Source organism: Erythrobacter sp. (genome assembly GCF_030066995.1).
GTDB lineage: Bacteria > Pseudomonadota > Alphaproteobacteria > Sphingomonadales > Sphingomonadaceae > Erythrobacter.
This window is the reverse complement of sequence record NZ_JASJAP010000001.1, coordinates 734,120-747,953: the sequence shown is the minus strand read 5'-3', so window position 1 is coordinate 747,953 and position 13,834 is coordinate 734,120. Positions and strand designations below refer to the sequence as shown.

General features: G+C 58.2%; 17 protein-coding genes and 1 pseudogene. 5 read left to right on the top strand and 13 right to left on the bottom strand.

Going from position 1 to position 13,834, the window contains the following annotated elements:
- Positions 1 to 19: 19 nt before the first annotated feature.
- On the top strand, positions 20 to 1,042 hold the full coding sequence (locus QNI87_RS03575) for a sodium:calcium antiporter (protein WP_300594058.1): 1,023 nt from the start codon (positions 20 to 22) through the stop codon (positions 1,040 to 1,042).
- Between the two features lie 45 nt (positions 1,043 to 1,087).
- Here the strand turns inward: QNI87_RS03575 and QNI87_RS03570 are convergent, their stop codons facing one another.
- The 12 genes and pseudogenes from QNI87_RS03570 to QNI87_RS03520 form a co-directional block, all read right to left on the bottom strand.
- On the bottom strand, positions 1,088 to 1,630 hold the full coding sequence (locus QNI87_RS03570; protein ID WP_300594055.1) for a hypothetical protein: 543 nt from the start codon (positions 1,628 to 1,630) through the stop codon (positions 1,088 to 1,090).
- Between the two features lie 144 nt (positions 1,631 to 1,774).
- On the bottom strand, positions 1,775 to 3,547 hold the full coding sequence (sulP, locus tag QNI87_RS03565; protein ID WP_300594052.1) for a sulfate permease: 1,773 nt from the start codon (positions 3,545 to 3,547) through the stop codon (positions 1,775 to 1,777).
- Between the two features lie 9 nt (positions 3,548 to 3,556).
- Positions 3,557 to 3,994, bottom strand: coding sequence for a DUF6691 family protein (locus QNI87_RS03560; protein ID WP_300594049.1), 438 nt, complete (start codon positions 3,992 to 3,994; stop codon positions 3,557 to 3,559).
- Positions 3,995 to 3,998: 4 nt separating this feature from the next.
- Entirely contained in the window at positions 3,999 to 4,436 is a 438-nt protein-coding gene (locus tag QNI87_RS03555; RefSeq protein ID WP_300594046.1) for a YeeE/YedE thiosulfate transporter family protein, read from the bottom strand.
- 14 nt (positions 4,437 to 4,450) lie between these two features.
- Positions 4,451 to 5,344, bottom strand: coding sequence for an MBL fold metallo-hydrolase (locus QNI87_RS03550; protein ID WP_300595299.1), 894 nt, complete (start codon positions 5,342 to 5,344; stop codon positions 4,451 to 4,453).
- Between the two features lie 55 nt (positions 5,345 to 5,399).
- Positions 5,400 to 5,738, bottom strand: coding sequence for a metalloregulator ArsR/SmtB family transcription factor (locus QNI87_RS03545; RefSeq protein WP_300594043.1), 339 nt, complete (start codon positions 5,736 to 5,738; stop codon positions 5,400 to 5,402).
- Between the two features lie 141 nt (positions 5,739 to 5,879).
- Positions 5,880 to 6,383 (bottom strand): Hsp20/alpha crystallin family protein, encoded by a 504-nt coding sequence (locus tag QNI87_RS03540; RefSeq protein WP_300594040.1) that lies wholly within the window; start codon positions 6,381 to 6,383, stop codon positions 5,880 to 5,882.
- A 90-nt stretch (positions 6,384 to 6,473) separates the two neighbouring features.
- Entirely contained in the window at positions 6,474 to 7,049 is a 576-nt protein-coding gene (locus QNI87_RS03535) for a GNAT family N-acetyltransferase (RefSeq protein WP_300594037.1), read from the bottom strand.
- Positions 7,037 to 7,846: a L,D-transpeptidase family protein gene (locus tag QNI87_RS03530; protein WP_300594034.1), complete on the bottom strand. Its 810-nt coding sequence runs from the start codon at positions 7,844 to 7,846 to the stop codon at positions 7,037 to 7,039. Before QNI87_RS03530 ends, QNI87_RS03535 begins: the two co-directional genes overlap by 13 nt.
- Positions 7,847 to 8,242: pseudogene (locus QNI87_RS15720) on the bottom strand (hypothetical protein); the annotation flags it as partial.
- Positions 8,243 to 8,250: 8 nt separating this feature from the next.
- Positions 8,251 to 9,189, bottom strand: a complete 939-nt coding sequence (locus tag QNI87_RS03525; RefSeq protein WP_366146162.1) for a zinc-dependent alcohol dehydrogenase family protein — start codon at positions 9,187 to 9,189, stop codon at positions 8,251 to 8,253.
- A 74-nt stretch (positions 9,190 to 9,263) separates the two neighbouring features.
- On the bottom strand, positions 9,264 to 9,839 hold the full coding sequence (locus QNI87_RS03520) for an NAD(P)H-dependent oxidoreductase (RefSeq protein WP_300594028.1): 576 nt from the start codon (positions 9,837 to 9,839) through the stop codon (positions 9,264 to 9,266).
- Here QNI87_RS03520 and QNI87_RS03515 point away from each other — a divergent pair.
- On the top strand, positions 9,820 to 11,103 hold the full coding sequence (locus QNI87_RS03515) for a PAS domain S-box protein (RefSeq protein ID WP_300594025.1): 1,284 nt from the start codon (positions 9,820 to 9,822) through the stop codon (positions 11,101 to 11,103). The two genes, QNI87_RS03520 and QNI87_RS03515, sit on opposite strands and share 20 nt — an antisense overlap.
- Complete coding sequence (locus QNI87_RS03510; RefSeq protein ID WP_300594022.1) at positions 11,090 to 11,758, top strand: response regulator; 669 nt, start codon at positions 11,090 to 11,092, stop codon at positions 11,756 to 11,758. Before QNI87_RS03515 ends, QNI87_RS03510 begins: the two co-directional genes overlap by 14 nt.
- Before the next feature lie 6 nt (positions 11,759 to 11,764).
- Here the strand turns inward: QNI87_RS03510 and QNI87_RS03505 are convergent, their stop codons facing one another.
- Positions 11,765 to 12,052: a hypothetical protein gene (locus tag QNI87_RS03505; RefSeq protein ID WP_300594019.1), complete on the bottom strand. Its 288-nt coding sequence runs from the start codon at positions 12,050 to 12,052 to the stop codon at positions 11,765 to 11,767.
- A gap of 299 nt (positions 12,053 to 12,351) precedes the next feature.
- Between QNI87_RS03505 and QNI87_RS03500 the strand changes: the two genes are divergently transcribed.
- Both QNI87_RS03500 and QNI87_RS03495 read left to right on the top strand, forming a co-directional pair.
- The gene (locus QNI87_RS03500; protein ID WP_300594016.1) at positions 12,352 to 12,612 is read left to right on the top strand and encodes a hypothetical protein; all 261 of its coding nucleotides are present in this window, start codon (positions 12,352 to 12,354) and stop codon (positions 12,610 to 12,612) included.
- Between the two features lie 8 nt (positions 12,613 to 12,620).
- Entirely contained in the window at positions 12,621 to 13,733 is a 1,113-nt protein-coding gene (locus QNI87_RS03495) for a site-2 protease family protein (RefSeq protein WP_300594013.1), read from the top strand.
- Positions 13,734 to 13,834: the final 101 nt, after the last annotated feature.

The following is a 13,834-nucleotide window of genomic DNA, read 5'->3' as shown; positions in this document are numbered from 1 at the left end:
GCCATAGGAGAGATCGAAAATGACTCCCCTTTGGCAATCGGCTTTCGTCTTCATTCTTGCCGCCTCGGCGGTCTGGTGGGCTGGCACCCGCCTTCCGGCGTACGTGGTTGCGTTGAGTGAGAAGACCGGCATCGGCAAGGGCATCGCGGGGATGCTGGTGCTTGGCGGTATCACCTCTCTTCCCGAACTCGCCACGGGAACGACCGCCGCCGCGATCGGCGTGCCGCTTCTTTCGCTTAACGACATCCTGGGCAGCGCCAGCCTCAATCTCCTTCTGCTGGCGCTTGCTGATACGGCGATCGGGTCCAAACCTTTGACATCGGTCGTCGCGCGTCCTGTGACGTTAATTCAGGGGGTTCTTGGCATGACGCTTTTCGCCTTTGTGGGAGCGGCGATCGGGATCGGCGGGGGCGACTGGGGCGGGCCAGCAAGCGCCTGGTCGTTCGCCATCTTCGCTTGCGTCATCGTCGCCTTGCTGATCTCGGATCGGGCTGAACGCCGCCCCATGTGGCAGGTCATCAACCCACCCGACCTCGAAGTTGCCGAGGAAGCGCGGCAGAAGTCGATCACGACCGGCAGACTGGCTCTCGCCCTTGTCGGCCTTTCATCGGTCATCCTGATCGGCGGTGTCACTCTCGCCAACACTGGTGAGACGATCGCCAGCGAAACAGGGCTGAGCACGGGAGTTGTGGGCTTACTCATTATCGCAGTGGCAACCTCGCTACCCGAAGCGAGTGCCATTGTGGGAGCGATGCGTCATAAGAGGTACGAATTGGCGGTTGGAGAGATCTTCGGCTCCAACATGTTCAATCTCGCGATCATCCTTGCAATCGATCTGGTTGCCCCTGGGCCGACTGTCATCGAGCAGGCCGGAAGCTTCGAGATTGCGGCGACCATGCTTGCGCTGCTGTTGACCGGGTTGTTTGTCATCGGCCTGATCGAACGGCGCGATCGCACGGTCCTGCGCATGGGCGAGGACTCCATTGCGACGATCATCGTCTATTTCGGTGGGGTCGCGCTACTTCTGACCCTGGCGCCCTGACAAAGCATCGTCCACGAGCTTGCCACGGCTATGCTATCCGAGTTTCTATTGAGTGGGATACTCGATCTGAGGCGCCAGGCGTTCGCTCACCTCACGTGCATCAAAACTGCGGAGGTTTCCATTGGGGCGTGGACCTTTACCAAGGACGATGTCGGCGCTTGCTTCAAACCGCTCAATCGTTCGCACGCTGTAGCGCTCGGCCCAGAATGGGTCGCCGAAATATGGGTACCAGTGATACCAGCCAACACCCGATCTGTAGTAACGCCAGTAGGGTCTCCAGTAGCCGTAGCGCAGGGAAAACCACGGATTGTAGACGGGGTCGCGTCGCACTTCCCGCTCGATCTGGTGTTCGACTTCGCGGTCTTGGATGATGAAGTAGTCGTATCCTTTAAGGAGCGTCAGTTCGGCAGCGCGAAACAACAGGTAACTTTCCACTCGCTCGCGCGATGTCAGACGATTTCCGGCAAAGCTGACCCTGTAATGCGTTTCATCGATTCGAAGGTCGGAATAACCTCCCGAGACCCGGCTCCCGGCGCTTAGGGGCTGATACGGCGTGCTGCTTGTCGCGCAGGCGGTCATGACGATCATTATCGCACTGCTCAATGCGACCACGCCCATACGGGTTGCTGTAGGCATGACAGTCAAACCTCCTTCCTAAAAACTGGAAGGCAATTGTGCCGATCCACCGCATGGCAGATATAGGTAAACCTACGATAGATACGCCGGTACGCGCTAGATCAGGCCGCGAGCGTGCCAGCGATCGTCGCCCGCTGGAGTTTCGTTTGTCAGCTGGATCAGGTGTGCGATGGCTCTTTCATGCGTGAGGAAAACCTTGCCGTGCAGGTCTTCCAGAATCTTGGCCCTTCCCAGCCTGTCCATAACCGGGCCTTTTACCTCGGAAAGGTGCAGGCTGACGCCAGCGTCAGCAAGCTTGTGGTTGATCGCCTCAAGACTCTCCAATCCTGACGCATCGATCGAATTCACCGCCGAACACAGCAACACGACATGACGAAGCTCGGGCTGTTCAGCCATGCGGTCCTGCACATAGTCCTCCAGCCAGCGGGCGTTGAGGAAGGTGAGGCTTTCATCAATACGGATCGAGAGAATATGCGGCCATGTGATGACCTCGTGGCGATCGATGTTTCGGTAATGCTCCGATCCGGGAACGCGCCCAACGATGGCCGCATGCGGACGCGACGCCTTCCATAGGTAGAGGACGAGCCCGGTCGCCACGCCGACGATCACTCCGATCTCCACCCCCATCGCGAGGGTCATCCCGATGGTCGCCAAATGCGCGGCAAAGTCGCTCTTGGAATACATCCAAAGCCGCAAAGGCGTCTTGGAATCGATCAGGCTGAGGACCGCCACGATAATCATGGCCGCAAGGGTCGCGACCGGCAGAGAAAACAAGAGCGGTGTCAGAAAAAGCGAAGCCAGACCGATGCCCGCTGCGGTGTAGGCTCCAGCGGCAGGGGTGCGCGCTCCCGCATCGAAGTTCACCACTGAGCGCGCAAAACCTCCGGTTATGGGATAGCCACCCGAGAAGGCCGCTGACAGATTGCTGGCGCCGAGAGCAACGAGCTCCTGATCGGGCGAAATGCGCTGGCGGCGCTTGGCTGCAAGCGTCTGGGCGACCGAGACGCTTTCGACGAAGCCGATGATCGAAATGAGCAAGGCGGGCAGCCAGAGCTTGCTCCACAAGTCCAAGTCAACTTGCGGCACACCAAAAGGCGGTAAACCTCTGGGTATTGCGCCAACGACAGCGACGCCGCGCTGTTCGAGCCCTCCGACGCTCACCGCAAGAATGGCAGCGGCAACCGCCAAAATGGGACCGGCCTTTGCGACGACTTCGGCGACACCCGACCGCAGCCCAAGCCGGACCAGAAAGGGCTTCGCACCCTTGCGAACCCAGTACAGGAAGGCCAGACTAGCCACGCCAAGACAGATCGTAGGCGCGTTGGAAGCCCCGATATTGGACCACAGACCTTCGATTTGTTCGGGCAACGTATCGCCCCCTCCCGCAATACCGAGAATATGGCGCAGCTGGCTCGTCGCGATCAGGATCCCGCTCGCCGTGATGAACCCTGAAATGACGGGGTGCGACAGGAGGTTGGCGAGAAACCCGGCCCGGATGAAACCAAGGATTGCAAGCATGATGCCTGAGAGGAAGGCCAACGCGATGGCTGCCTCTAGGTATTCTGACGTCCCCGGCGCAGCCACACTTCCCGCCGCCGAAGCCGTCATGAGCGAGATCACCGCGACCGGCCCCACCGCAAGCGTCCGGCTCGTGCCGAACACAGCGTAGGCAACAAGCGGCAGGATCGAGGCGTAGAGGCCAATGACGGGCGGGAGCCCGGCAAGCAGCGCGTAGGCAAGGCTCTGCGGGATCAGCATGATCGTGACGATCACCGCCGCCAACATGTCGTTGCCCAAAGCGCTGCGATTGTACGTGCGTCCCCATTCGAGGATCGGGAGATATCGTGCGAGACGTGAGGCGGCGGTCACAGTGTAGCGTCAGGCAAACGATCGCTTGCTATCGAGAAAGGCGCTCGACATCCGATACAGCCACATCCCTGCGAGCATGGAGGCAACAAAAACGAAAGGCTGCCAATCGCCGAAGACAAGACCCGCAATCGCAGGCCCGGGGCAATATCCGACCAGACCCCAGCCCGCCCCGAAGATCAGCGCGCCGGTCACGAGCTTCAGATCGATCGTTCTGTTTGCAGGAACGAAGAATCTTTCTTCGATCAACGGGCGGCTCAGTTTCTTCGAGAAGGCGTAGGCAAGAGCCGATGGAACGATTGCCCCGCCCATGACAAATGCGAGCGTTGGGTCCCAGTCGCCGAAGATATCGAGGAAGGCGAGTACGCGAGCCGGGTTGACCATGTCGGAGACGATCAACCCGCCGCCGAACAGAGCTCCCGCGATCAGGGAAATCAGGATTCTCGCCATCGTCCTATGCCCCAGTAACAAAACGACTGGCGGCGACGGCCGCGAAGCCTGTGAATATGAAGGATGCCGTGGCCACCAGCGAGCGCGGCGAGAGACGCGAGACGCCGCAAACGCCATGTCCGCTGGTGCAGCCATTGCCCATTCTTGTGCCGAAGCCCACCAGCAATCCCGCCGTGATAAGAAGCGGCACTGAGCTGGTTACGGCGATTTCGGGAGATCGCATCCACGAGCCAAATACGACAGCCCCGACGGGCAATCCGACGATGAAAGCGAGCGCCTGTCCCACAGGCATGCCCGAATTGGAGATGCCAGTCGCACGGGCGACGATCCCACTGATCCCGGCGATACGGCCCGAAAATATAAGCAGTAGAGCAGCGGCAAAGCCGATCAGGAGCCCACCTCCCAATGCGAAAAGCGGATCCAAAGGAGAAATCGGAGACATCGCCTTAATCTCCCCTAAAGGCTGTTGAGCGGAAGTTTCAGGTAACGCGTGCCATTATCTTCGGCCTCTGGAAAGTGGCCCGCACGCATGTTGACCTGAATGGACGGAAGGATGAGCCTGGGCATTCCCAGGGTCTTGTCGCGTGCGACGCGCATAGCAACGAAGTCATCCTCGCTGACCCCGTCATGTGCGTGAATGTTGTCTCTGCGCTGAACACCGATCGTGGTTTGCCAGACGAAATGATCTCTTCCAGGGGCTTTGTAGTCGTGACAGAGGAAAACGCGGGTTTTGTCGGGCAGCGCCATCAAGCGGCGGATGGAACGAAACAATGTCTGCGCATTGCCGCCGGGAAAGTCCGCGCGCGCCGTTCCATAGTCTGGCATGAACATTGTATCGCCTACAAAAATCGCATCCCCGATGACATAAGCGAGATCCGCAGGCGTGTGGCCGGGGACGTGCAAGGCAAGAACGCTCAACCCACCCAGCTCAAGCTGGTCGCCATCGCCAATGAGTCGGTCGAACTGGGAGCCGTCTCGTGCGAAGTCCCTCCCCTCGTTGAACACCTTCCCGAAAACGTCCTGCACAGTGCGGATTTCGCATCCGATGACAATTTCGCCTCCGAGCCTGGCTTGGAGATACGGAGCGGCGGAGAGGTGGTCAGCGTGCGCGTGCGTCTCGAGAATGAAATCCACTTCAAGATCGGCGTTTCCCAAATACTCGACTATCTGATCGGCGTGTCCGGTCGATGTGCGTCCCGACGCCTGGTCGAAGTCAAGCACTGAATCGATAATAAGCGCGCGGTTGGTCCCGGGATCGTGCACCACGTAGGACGCTGTAAAGGTCGGCTCATGGAAAAAGCCGCGCACGATCGGGGCCTCGCCGCTGCCGTGAATGACCTCTTCGACCATTGACGTAGCCCTCTCGATATGTGGATCGATTTTCATAGCTTTCATGCCGGTCCCTTTACCCATCATCTTCGAGTTCGTTCGCACAAAAGAGCTCGTGGAGCGTTTCGAGTATCCTGTTGGCGCGCCGGTCGGCGATCCGGTAAAACAGCGTCTGAGCCTCGCGCCGATAAGCGACGAGACCTTGACTGCGCAGTTTCGCAAGGTGCTGTGACAAGGCCGATTGGCTGATGCCGACGCGATCGACCAGTTGCCCGACCGAAAGCTCGTGCCTTTCGACAAGCTGGCAAAGGATCAACAGCCGAGGACGGTTCGAAAGGGCTCGGAGGAAATCCGCAGCTTCGCTCGCATTGGCCTTCATCGCGTCTGGATCGAGGCTAACTTCCGTTCTCATCATATCAATATATGATATGCTTCTAAATTAGCAATCCCTGATATAGTGATTCCTGAAATCGAGATAAAAAAGGGGCCATTCCGCTCCGACTGGATCGTCGCGGAATGGCCCAATGAGCGAGCGTGGTTCCTCTCCCAACCCCGCTCAGCTCTTGTTGGAAATCTCGATCTTTCGCGCGCTTGCGGGTGCGTTCCTCAGACGCGGAATAGTGATTGCGATAACGCCATTGTCCGAACTCGCCCCAATTCCGTCGACGTCGCAGTCAGGGGGTAGCGTAACGCGCCGCTCGAACGCGCCGTAGCTTCGTTCGGAGACTGTGTAGTCGCGCTCTTGCTCCTCGCGTTCTTCCTTCTTCTCGCCTTTAACGATCAGCAGGTCGCCATCGACGCTGATATCGACGTCTTCGCCCTGTACTCCCGGCAATTCAACCGAAAGAAGGTATTCCTTTTCGGTCTCGCGCATTTCAAGCGCCGGCATGGGTAGCGATGCGAGGTAGCGGATGCCGAGATTGGTTGCAGGAAAGCGGGGCGGGAATTCGTCGAAGATCCGGTCTACTTCTCCGCGCAACCGGTCGAATGGTTCGCGCAGATAATCAGCGAGCCCGGAGTGTTCACGGGGCCGCTTGGCAATCAGGGCTTCGTCAGCCATTTCTAAGTCTCCCGAGTGTTGGTTTTGGGGACCGTCCTTTTAGGATCCGCGTTCATCGCGCCCGATACGCAAACCTCCGTATATGTGGTCTCACAACACCTTTTCTGCGATGATCATGCCGGGATGGTCCGAGCTGGATTTGATCTTGAAACCCATTTCTCTTTCGAGGCGCAAAGCATCCCTCTGCTCAGCGCTTTCGAGCGACGTGATCCGCTTTACCCCCATCGCCTTGGCGTAGCGCACGGCGTGATCGAGCAGCGCCCAGCTGATCCCTTTCTGCTTCATATCCTCGCGCGTGCAAACGGCGAATTCGGCGCTCTCGAAGCTCTCGTCTGCGCCGAGCATAGCACTTGCGAGGACTTCGCCTGAACCAGGATCGAAGGCCAGAAAGTCAATCGTTCGATCATTGGTGTCATCGACCATTTCCGCCAAGCGATCATCGTCGACCTTGCGCATCCCCGACAAGAACCGAAAATAGAGGTCACGGCGCGCGACCCCTTCAAAGAAGCGCTCCAACGCATCCGTGTCGTCAGGCCGGGCGGGGGTTATCAGGATTTCCGCGCCGCCTGCCGTGGTCACCTCATCGCTCCAATCCGTTTCGGCTTCGCGGTTCGAGAAGCGTTTCGACGTAAGGATGGAGGGCTGAGTGAAGTTCAATTTCGACATGTGAGATCTCCTGCGACCTCGCCGAACGTGGACGAGACGAGAAGAGAAGGTGATCCGTAAACCTCCGTAGGATCGCTGGTAGAGGGATGCGCGATCGTAACGGGATCGCGATCGTAAACATCCTCCAGGAAGCGCACGCTGGCGCTGGCATCCGGCTCTGCGGTAAAGTACGTCACATAGAGCGGAAGGCTCTCTGACAGCGCAAACGTCTGAGTTCTGCCGGTTGCCACTTCTTCATCAACGCGCGCCAAATCCCAGCCATCGTTTGCGAAAAGCGTGCCAACGAATTCGAGCGCCCGATCCACTCGTATGCACCCATGGCTGAAGTAGCGAGGGTCTTCGCGAAACAGATCCCGGCTCGAAGTGTCGTGTAGGTAAACGCTGTAGGGATTGGGCATGACAAGTTTCATCCGCCCCAGTGCGTTGTTATCGCCGGGCATCTGACGGTATCGCCCGTTCTGGAAAACGTAGCCCCTTGCGCGCGCCGCTGCGGGGTTTCGCCTTACGAAACTGGCAATACCTTCGCGGGCTATGCTTGAGGGGATCTCCCACCAGGGATTGAGGACGACGCCCCTGACCTGTGTGGTAAAAACCGGAGTTCGCGTCACAGGTTTGCCAACGATCACGCGCCATCGCCCTTCTAAAGAGCCCTGTTCCCACAAGGTCAATTCCTGCGCCGCTATGTTTACAAGCAGGTATCGCTTGCCAAGCCGAGCGGGCAACCAGCGCCATCGTGCCAGATTAGCCAACATGACTTTGCGACGATCCGGATCGGTCTCTTCCGTCAACGCCTCCACCAATTTCGAATAGTGAGTATGCGAGGGACGAATTGACCGAAGGTACAAATCAAGCTGGTCCGCTTCCAAAGCGGCCGTCAAGCCAGCGCGAAGCTGAGCGTCGGTCAAACTTCCATCAATATGCCACCAGGAAGGCTTCGTTGAACCGCAACATCGCCCTCGCCATGCCCGCAACACAGTAAGTGCTGCTTCGTTTGCAATAGGTTCGAGGAGGTCAAGATCACCGGCATCAATCGCAGAACGAAGGTGTTGGCCCTGTGCTTTGGGCAGATCGATGCCTTCGCTCTCAGCTCTTTCCATCCAGCGATAAAGGTTCTCGGCTTGTGCAGTCGACCAAGCCGTCTGGGCATGCACGGGCTGAGCGCATGCGACCAACGCCGCAAGAACCGAAAACATCCATCGGATCATGGAACAAGCACTGCTGCGCCAGTGATTGTCCCGGCGCGAAGCCTCTCCAGCGCCTCGTTTGCCTGGTGCAGTGGAAATGTCTCGACACGCGTGTGCACTTGAATTGTCCCGATCGCTGTAAAGAAGCTTTCGCCGTCCGCGCGCGTCAGATTGGCAACCGAACGAATTTGTCTTTCGCCCCACAACAACTCGTAGGGAAAGGTCGGAATGTCGCTCATATGAATACCCGCGCAAACGACGGTCCCTCCTTTGCGAACCGCCGCCAAGGCCTGCGGTACAAGCTCTCCAGCCGGGGCAAAGATGATCGCCGCGTCCAGCTCGAAAGGCGAAAGCATATCAGAACCGCCCGCCCAAGCGCAGCCCATTTCGCGCGCAAAGGCCTGCCCGGTATCGTCTCCCGGACGCGTGAAGGCCGCGATCGTGCACCCCAGTCCCGTCGCAAGCTGGGCGATGATATGCGCCGACGCGCCAAAGCCATAGAGGCCGATGCGCAGAGCATCGCCGCACATCGAGAAGGCTCGGTAACCTATCAGGCCAGCGCAAAGCAGTGGCGCAGCGTGCACGTCATCGATGCTGGCGGGTATGGAAAAGCAGAAAGCGGCATCGGCCAGGCAATGCGACGCGTAACCCCCATTGACCGTAAAGCCGGTGAAGACGGGCTCATCACAAAGGTTCTCCTGCCGCTTATGACAATAGGTGCATCGTCCGCATGATGAACCCAACCACGGGACCCCCACCCTGTCACCGAGTTCAAAGCGGGTCACATGTTCGCCCTTGCTCACGACGCGGCCAACTACCTCATGGCCAGGAACAATGGGAAGAGTGCCTTCTATGTCCCCATCGACGATATGGAGGTCAGTCCGGCACACACCGCACGCAAGAACTTCAAGCAGAACCTCGTTCGAACGAGGCGAAGGCATTGGGCGTTCAACCATTGCGAGCGGCGTTCCCACCGACGAGAACTCCATGGCCTTCATTGTGCCGGCCGATACCTTTCTCTCAATCAAGTTCATCGCCCGCGTCGCCCGAATTCTTCCACTCGCTTAAGCCATTTCTTGCGGTAACCTGGCCAGCTATCCACTCGGCCGATGATGGTCGTGGCAATCGGATCTATGCCGACGAATTTCAGGATGTGACGCCTGAGGCTCTTCACGCTGTGGGAGCGGAAAAACAGGCGATAAACCGGTGCCGGCGTGCCCATAGTGACGATGACGCGAGCGGATTTGCCTGTCAGCAAGCCTCGCCATTTTGCCTGTGCGGTGATCTCGATGGCAAAGCCTGGACGCAGCACCTGCTCAAGGAACGCTTTAAGAAGTGCGGGTACATCACCGAGCCAGAGCGGATACACGATCACTATGTGTTCGGCCCATTTTATGTCGCCTTGAGCCTTGAGAATATCCTCCTCCGGCTCAAGCTCGCTCCAGATGCGCGGTTCGCGGAGCACCGGAAATTCAAGCTGCGCGATATCGAGACGCCGGACCTCATGACCCTGTGCGGCCCCCTTCTGGTAGGCGGATGCAAGGGCATGCACATAATGATCCGGCTCCCCGCTGGGATGGCCGTCGATGATAAGGATCCGTGCCATAGGGCAGAACTGCCCGAGCCTCGACTCGCCTTACATCCGTAATTGTCCTAGTGTCAGCCTTCCTTTCGACCCAAGGTGTTCGCCTTTTCAGATTGGCATTATGGCAAAAACAGGTCTGAAAACCAGGAAGCCGCAATCGTTCATCGCTCTGCGCACCGCCGACGAACTTCACGCGCTGATCGATACAGTCCCGGATGCGATGATCATTTCCGATGAAGATGGCGCCATCCAATCCTTCAGCAAGGGTGCGCAAAGCATGTTTGGCTATGCCGAGGAGGAGATTATCGGAGAGAATGTAAGCGTCCTCATGCCTTCTCCCGACAGGGAGAGACACGACGGCTTCATGCGAAATTACCGTCGTACAGGCACCGCCAGGATCATCGGGATAGGCCGCGTGACCACAGCCCGACATCGCGATGGAAGCACGTTCCCGATAAAACTGACGATAGGTGCGCTCAAATCTCCCGCTCGTCGCGGCTTCGTGGCCTTTGTCAGAGACCTACGGGAAACCCAGGCGACCGAGCGTGAGTTGCACACATTGCAGAGTGAACTCGCGCACGTTTCGCGGATCTCCTCAATGGGTTCACTTGCAACATCGTTAGCCCATGAGCTCAACCAACCCCTGACGGCGGTCGCCAACTATGCGCATGCCGCCAGCGATCTTCTGGACGACCCCTCACCTGAAAATCTGAAACTTGTCCGCGAGGCCATGGACGAATGCGCATCCGAAGCGTTGCGCGCGGGGCAAATTGTTCATCGGCTTCGCGATTTCATCAAGTATGGGGAGACTGAGCGACAGATTGCGAGCCTCGCTCGGATCATACAAGAAGCTTCCGCTCTGGCGCTCATCAACGGGGATGGTGCGGGTGTCGACTTCGAGACCGAACTCGATCCCGATGCAGACGAGGTGCTGGTCGATCCCGTACAAATACAGCAGGTTGTGCTCAATCTGATCCGCAACGCCCTGGAAGCTATGGTCGATTCGCGTCACAAGCAGCTTCGCGTTCTTTCCAAGCGATCGTCGAGAGGATTTGTACAGGTCACCGTGGCCGACAGTGGCCCAGGGCTCGATCAGAATGTCGCTGATCGCCTGTTCCACCCGTTCAACAGCACGAAGTCTGACGGTTTGGGTCTCGGCCTTTCGATCTGCCATACGATAATCCAATCCCACGATGGGAAGCTTTGGGTCGATGAATCCGAGTTGGGCGGAACCGCTTTTCACTTTAAAATCCCGCTCGCGGAGGCCGCCGATGGCGAAGACTAATTATCCGGTGTACATCGTCGATGATGACGAGACCGTCCGCCGCTCGGTGGGCTTTATGCTCAAGACCTCCGGACACAAAGTCTCAGCTTTCGAGAGTGGATCCCAATTTCTGAAAGCCGTCAGGAATATCGCCCCAGGCTGCATCCTGCTCGATATCCAAATGCCTGAAATCGATGGACTTGAGGTCCAAAAAGAACTGCGCGAACGCGGAGTGGCTTTTCCCGTGATTGTCATGACCGGCCATGGCGACGTCCATGTCGCTGTGCGTGCGATGAAAGCCGGAGCGTTGGATTTCATCGAGAAGCCGTTTGCAAAAGAGACTCTGATCGAGGCGCTCGGCGAAGCGTTCGAACGGCTCGATCGATCGGGCGCGAAGAGCAAACGGCGCGAAGAGGCCGAGGTGCTCATTAACAGCCTCACCCGCCGCGAGCATGACGTACTGCTGGGTTTGACGAAAGGCCATCCCAACAAGACCATCGGCTACGATCTCGAAATCAGCGCGCGGACGGTCGAGATTCACCGCGCCAACCTGATGAAGAAACTGGGCGTCCACAACCTTTCCGACCTCTTACGGATCGCTTTTGCTGCGGGTGTCGGCGACAAAGAGGCCCGTTATCAGAACTCGTCTTCAGCCAGCGTGCCGCCAGTCGCGTAGCAAAGATTAGTCAACGCGGATGTCTGCGACCAGGAACGGCATCGTGCCGCGGTGTGGCTCAGACAAAGAGACCTGCGCTCCTACGATGAACGCGCAATCCTCGAACCAAGCAATCAACTCATCGATATCCTTCAACTGTGCGGAAATCAGCTGCCACCTTGCGGCGTTGCGCGTGACATAGCCCAAGCGGTTCGCCTCACGCGGCCAGAAACGCCGAACGGTCGATTTTTCGGGGTTGCGAGCGTGGGTCTCGCCATCGATGTGCCCGTTTGCAAGCAAGGGGACGCGCAGCAAATACCCGCGGACCGCCGAACCCGAAGGAAACCGGGTAGAGGCCCCATGTTCAAGTCTTATCAGTCTCCAAGGCAACTCGATCTGGCCCCTTAATCTGATGACGCGCACCATCCGCCTAATGCCGCCGTGCACCGGATCATCATTTCAGCTTCACCATGGAGGTCATTCCGTAAAACCCCGTAGGAGGGCAAAGGCGTGGTCACCGATCAGATCAACGGGTGGAACTAAGGAGGTTTCCGGATAAGCTGGGCTGCGCTCGCCGACGATAAGCACACTCCCGAAGCACAAAGGAATACCCCATGGCGACTGGCGATAAGTCGAGAATTTCACCCTTCTGGTTGATTGTGATTATGCTGCTGTTCGTGATCGGAGCGATCGTCTTGTTCAGCGACGTTTTTCTGGGCGAACGAGCGCCTGAGCGAGAACCGGAACAGCCCACTGATGAATGGACCACAGCGCCCGAGGACGGCGTCAAGGTCGATTTGCCGGAGGCTCCATTGCGCATTGTACCACGCGACGAAGAAACCGAGGAAGACAAGCCTGAAGGCGAAAGGCGGTAGTCTCAGGCATGTCTCGTTCTTTTGGAATTGCGGCGATCAACGGCACATCGGTCCGGCTGCACTGGACGTTCTTGCTTTTCCTCGGGCTCATCGCAGCCAGCGCCTTCATGTCGATGGGTCTGAGCGCGGCAAGAGACATCATGCTGCTTATCATCCTGATGTTCGCTTGCATTGTCCTGCACGAATTCGGGCACATAAGTGTGGCCCGAAAATTCGGGATCGAGACGCCGGAGGTCGTCCTCCTTCCCATCGGCGGTCTTGCCAAACTGAAACGAATTCCAAACGAGCCAGAGAAGGAACTCGCCATCGCAATTGCAGGGCCAGTGGTGAATTTCGTGCTCTTCGGGTTGCTAGTGCTGCTGCTGGGACGATGGCCAAACTGGCAAGCGCTGAGCGAGCTTGCCGAGGGGAAGATCAACCTCATCGAGCAGCTTGCGATCTTCAATCTGGTTGTGGGAGTATTCAACCTGCTGCCTGCCTTCCCGATGGATGGCGGTCGCATCCTGCGCGCCTTGCTCGCGTTTGCGTTGCCACACAGCAAGGCAACCAGCATTGCGACGCGGATTGGACAATTGCTTGCAGTCGGCCTGGGTTTGGCCGCCCTTCTTATGGGGAATTTGCTGCTTGCTGCCATCGGCGTCTTCATTTTCCTGGCCGCAACGACCGAAGAGCGGATCGGTCGGATCCGTGATGCGATCGGAGGGCTACCCGTCGCGCAGGTGATGGTGACTGGCCACCCGCTTTTCTCCGAAACCGATCCGATCAGCTGCGCCTTGGATGAGATTCTGCATACTGACAGCGATGAATTTCCGGTCCTCACTTCCGGCGGCGAACTTCTCGGCTTCCTGCTGCGCTCCGATGTGATCCGCCACGCAGGCGACGCTGGGGCGCAGAAGACTGCCGGTGAGATCATGCGCACCGACATTCCAGTCGTTCCCATGCATTACCGTGCGGAGAAAGCCGCAGACTTGATCTCAGGAGGCGCTCCGATCGTGGGCGTCACAGACCGGAGAGGCGGATTTGCGGGTATCGTAAACTGGCGCAATCTGCTCGACGCGATGGAGATCGACAGCGCCATCGCCAGGCGAAGCCAACAGTTGGACAAAAGAACCTCGCTCTAGGCTAGGTCTTTCAATCCAAGGCGCAGCACCGTCGACGGATCACGGCTTGGCGCTGCCATTGCGGCAACGGGATAGGAGCCTTTCATTGAATCTGCTGGCCC

What these genes read in the sequence shown, in the direction of transcription:
- QNI87_RS03560 (WP_300594049.1), bottom strand. Translation starts at nt 3,994, where the DNA reads ATGGCGAGAATCCTGATTTCCCTGATCGCGGGAGCTCTGTTCGGCGGC.
- QNI87_RS03545 (WP_300594043.1), bottom strand. Translation starts at nt 5,738, where the DNA reads ATGATGAGAACGGAAGTTAGCCTCGATCCAGACGCGATGAAGGCCAAT.
- QNI87_RS03535 (WP_300594037.1), bottom strand. Translation starts at nt 7,049, where the DNA reads ATGTCGAAATTGAACTTCACTCAGCCCTCCATCCTTACGTCGAAACGC.
- QNI87_RS03520 (WP_300594028.1), bottom strand. Translation starts at nt 9,839, where the DNA reads ATGGCACGGATCCTTATCATCGACGGCCATCCCAGCGGGGAGCCGGAT.
- QNI87_RS03500 (WP_300594016.1), top strand. Translation starts at nt 12,352, where the DNA reads ATGGCGACTGGCGATAAGTCGAGAATTTCACCCTTCTGGTTGATTGTG.
- QNI87_RS03570 (WP_300594055.1), bottom strand. Translation starts at nt 1,630, where the DNA reads ATGATCGTCATGACCGCCTGCGCGACAAGCAGCACGCCGTATCAGCCC.
- QNI87_RS03550 (WP_300595299.1), bottom strand. Translation starts at nt 5,344, where the DNA reads ATGGTCGAAGAGGTCATTCACGGCAGCGGCGAGGCCCCGATCGTGCGC.
- QNI87_RS03540 (WP_300594040.1), bottom strand. Translation starts at nt 6,383, where the DNA reads ATGGCTGACGAAGCCCTGATTGCCAAGCGGCCCCGTGAACACTCCGGG.
- QNI87_RS03525 (WP_366146162.1), bottom strand. Translation starts at nt 9,189, where the DNA reads ATGGTTGAACGCCCAATGCCTTCGCCTCGTTCGAACGAGGTTCTGCTT.
- QNI87_RS03510 (WP_300594022.1), top strand. Translation starts at nt 11,090, where the DNA reads ATGGCGAAGACTAATTATCCGGTGTACATCGTCGATGATGACGAGACC.
- QNI87_RS03555 (WP_300594046.1), bottom strand. Translation starts at nt 4,436, where the DNA reads ATGTCTCCGATTTCTCCTTTGGATCCGCTTTTCGCATTGGGAGGTGGG.
- QNI87_RS03575 (WP_300594058.1), top strand. Translation starts at nt 20, where the DNA reads ATGACTCCCCTTTGGCAATCGGCTTTCGTCTTCATTCTTGCCGCCTCG.
- QNI87_RS03515 (WP_300594025.1), top strand. Translation starts at nt 9,820, where the DNA reads ATGATAAGGATCCGTGCCATAGGGCAGAACTGCCCGAGCCTCGACTCG.
- QNI87_RS03495 (WP_300594013.1), top strand. Translation starts at nt 12,621, where the DNA reads ATGTCTCGTTCTTTTGGAATTGCGGCGATCAACGGCACATCGGTCCGG.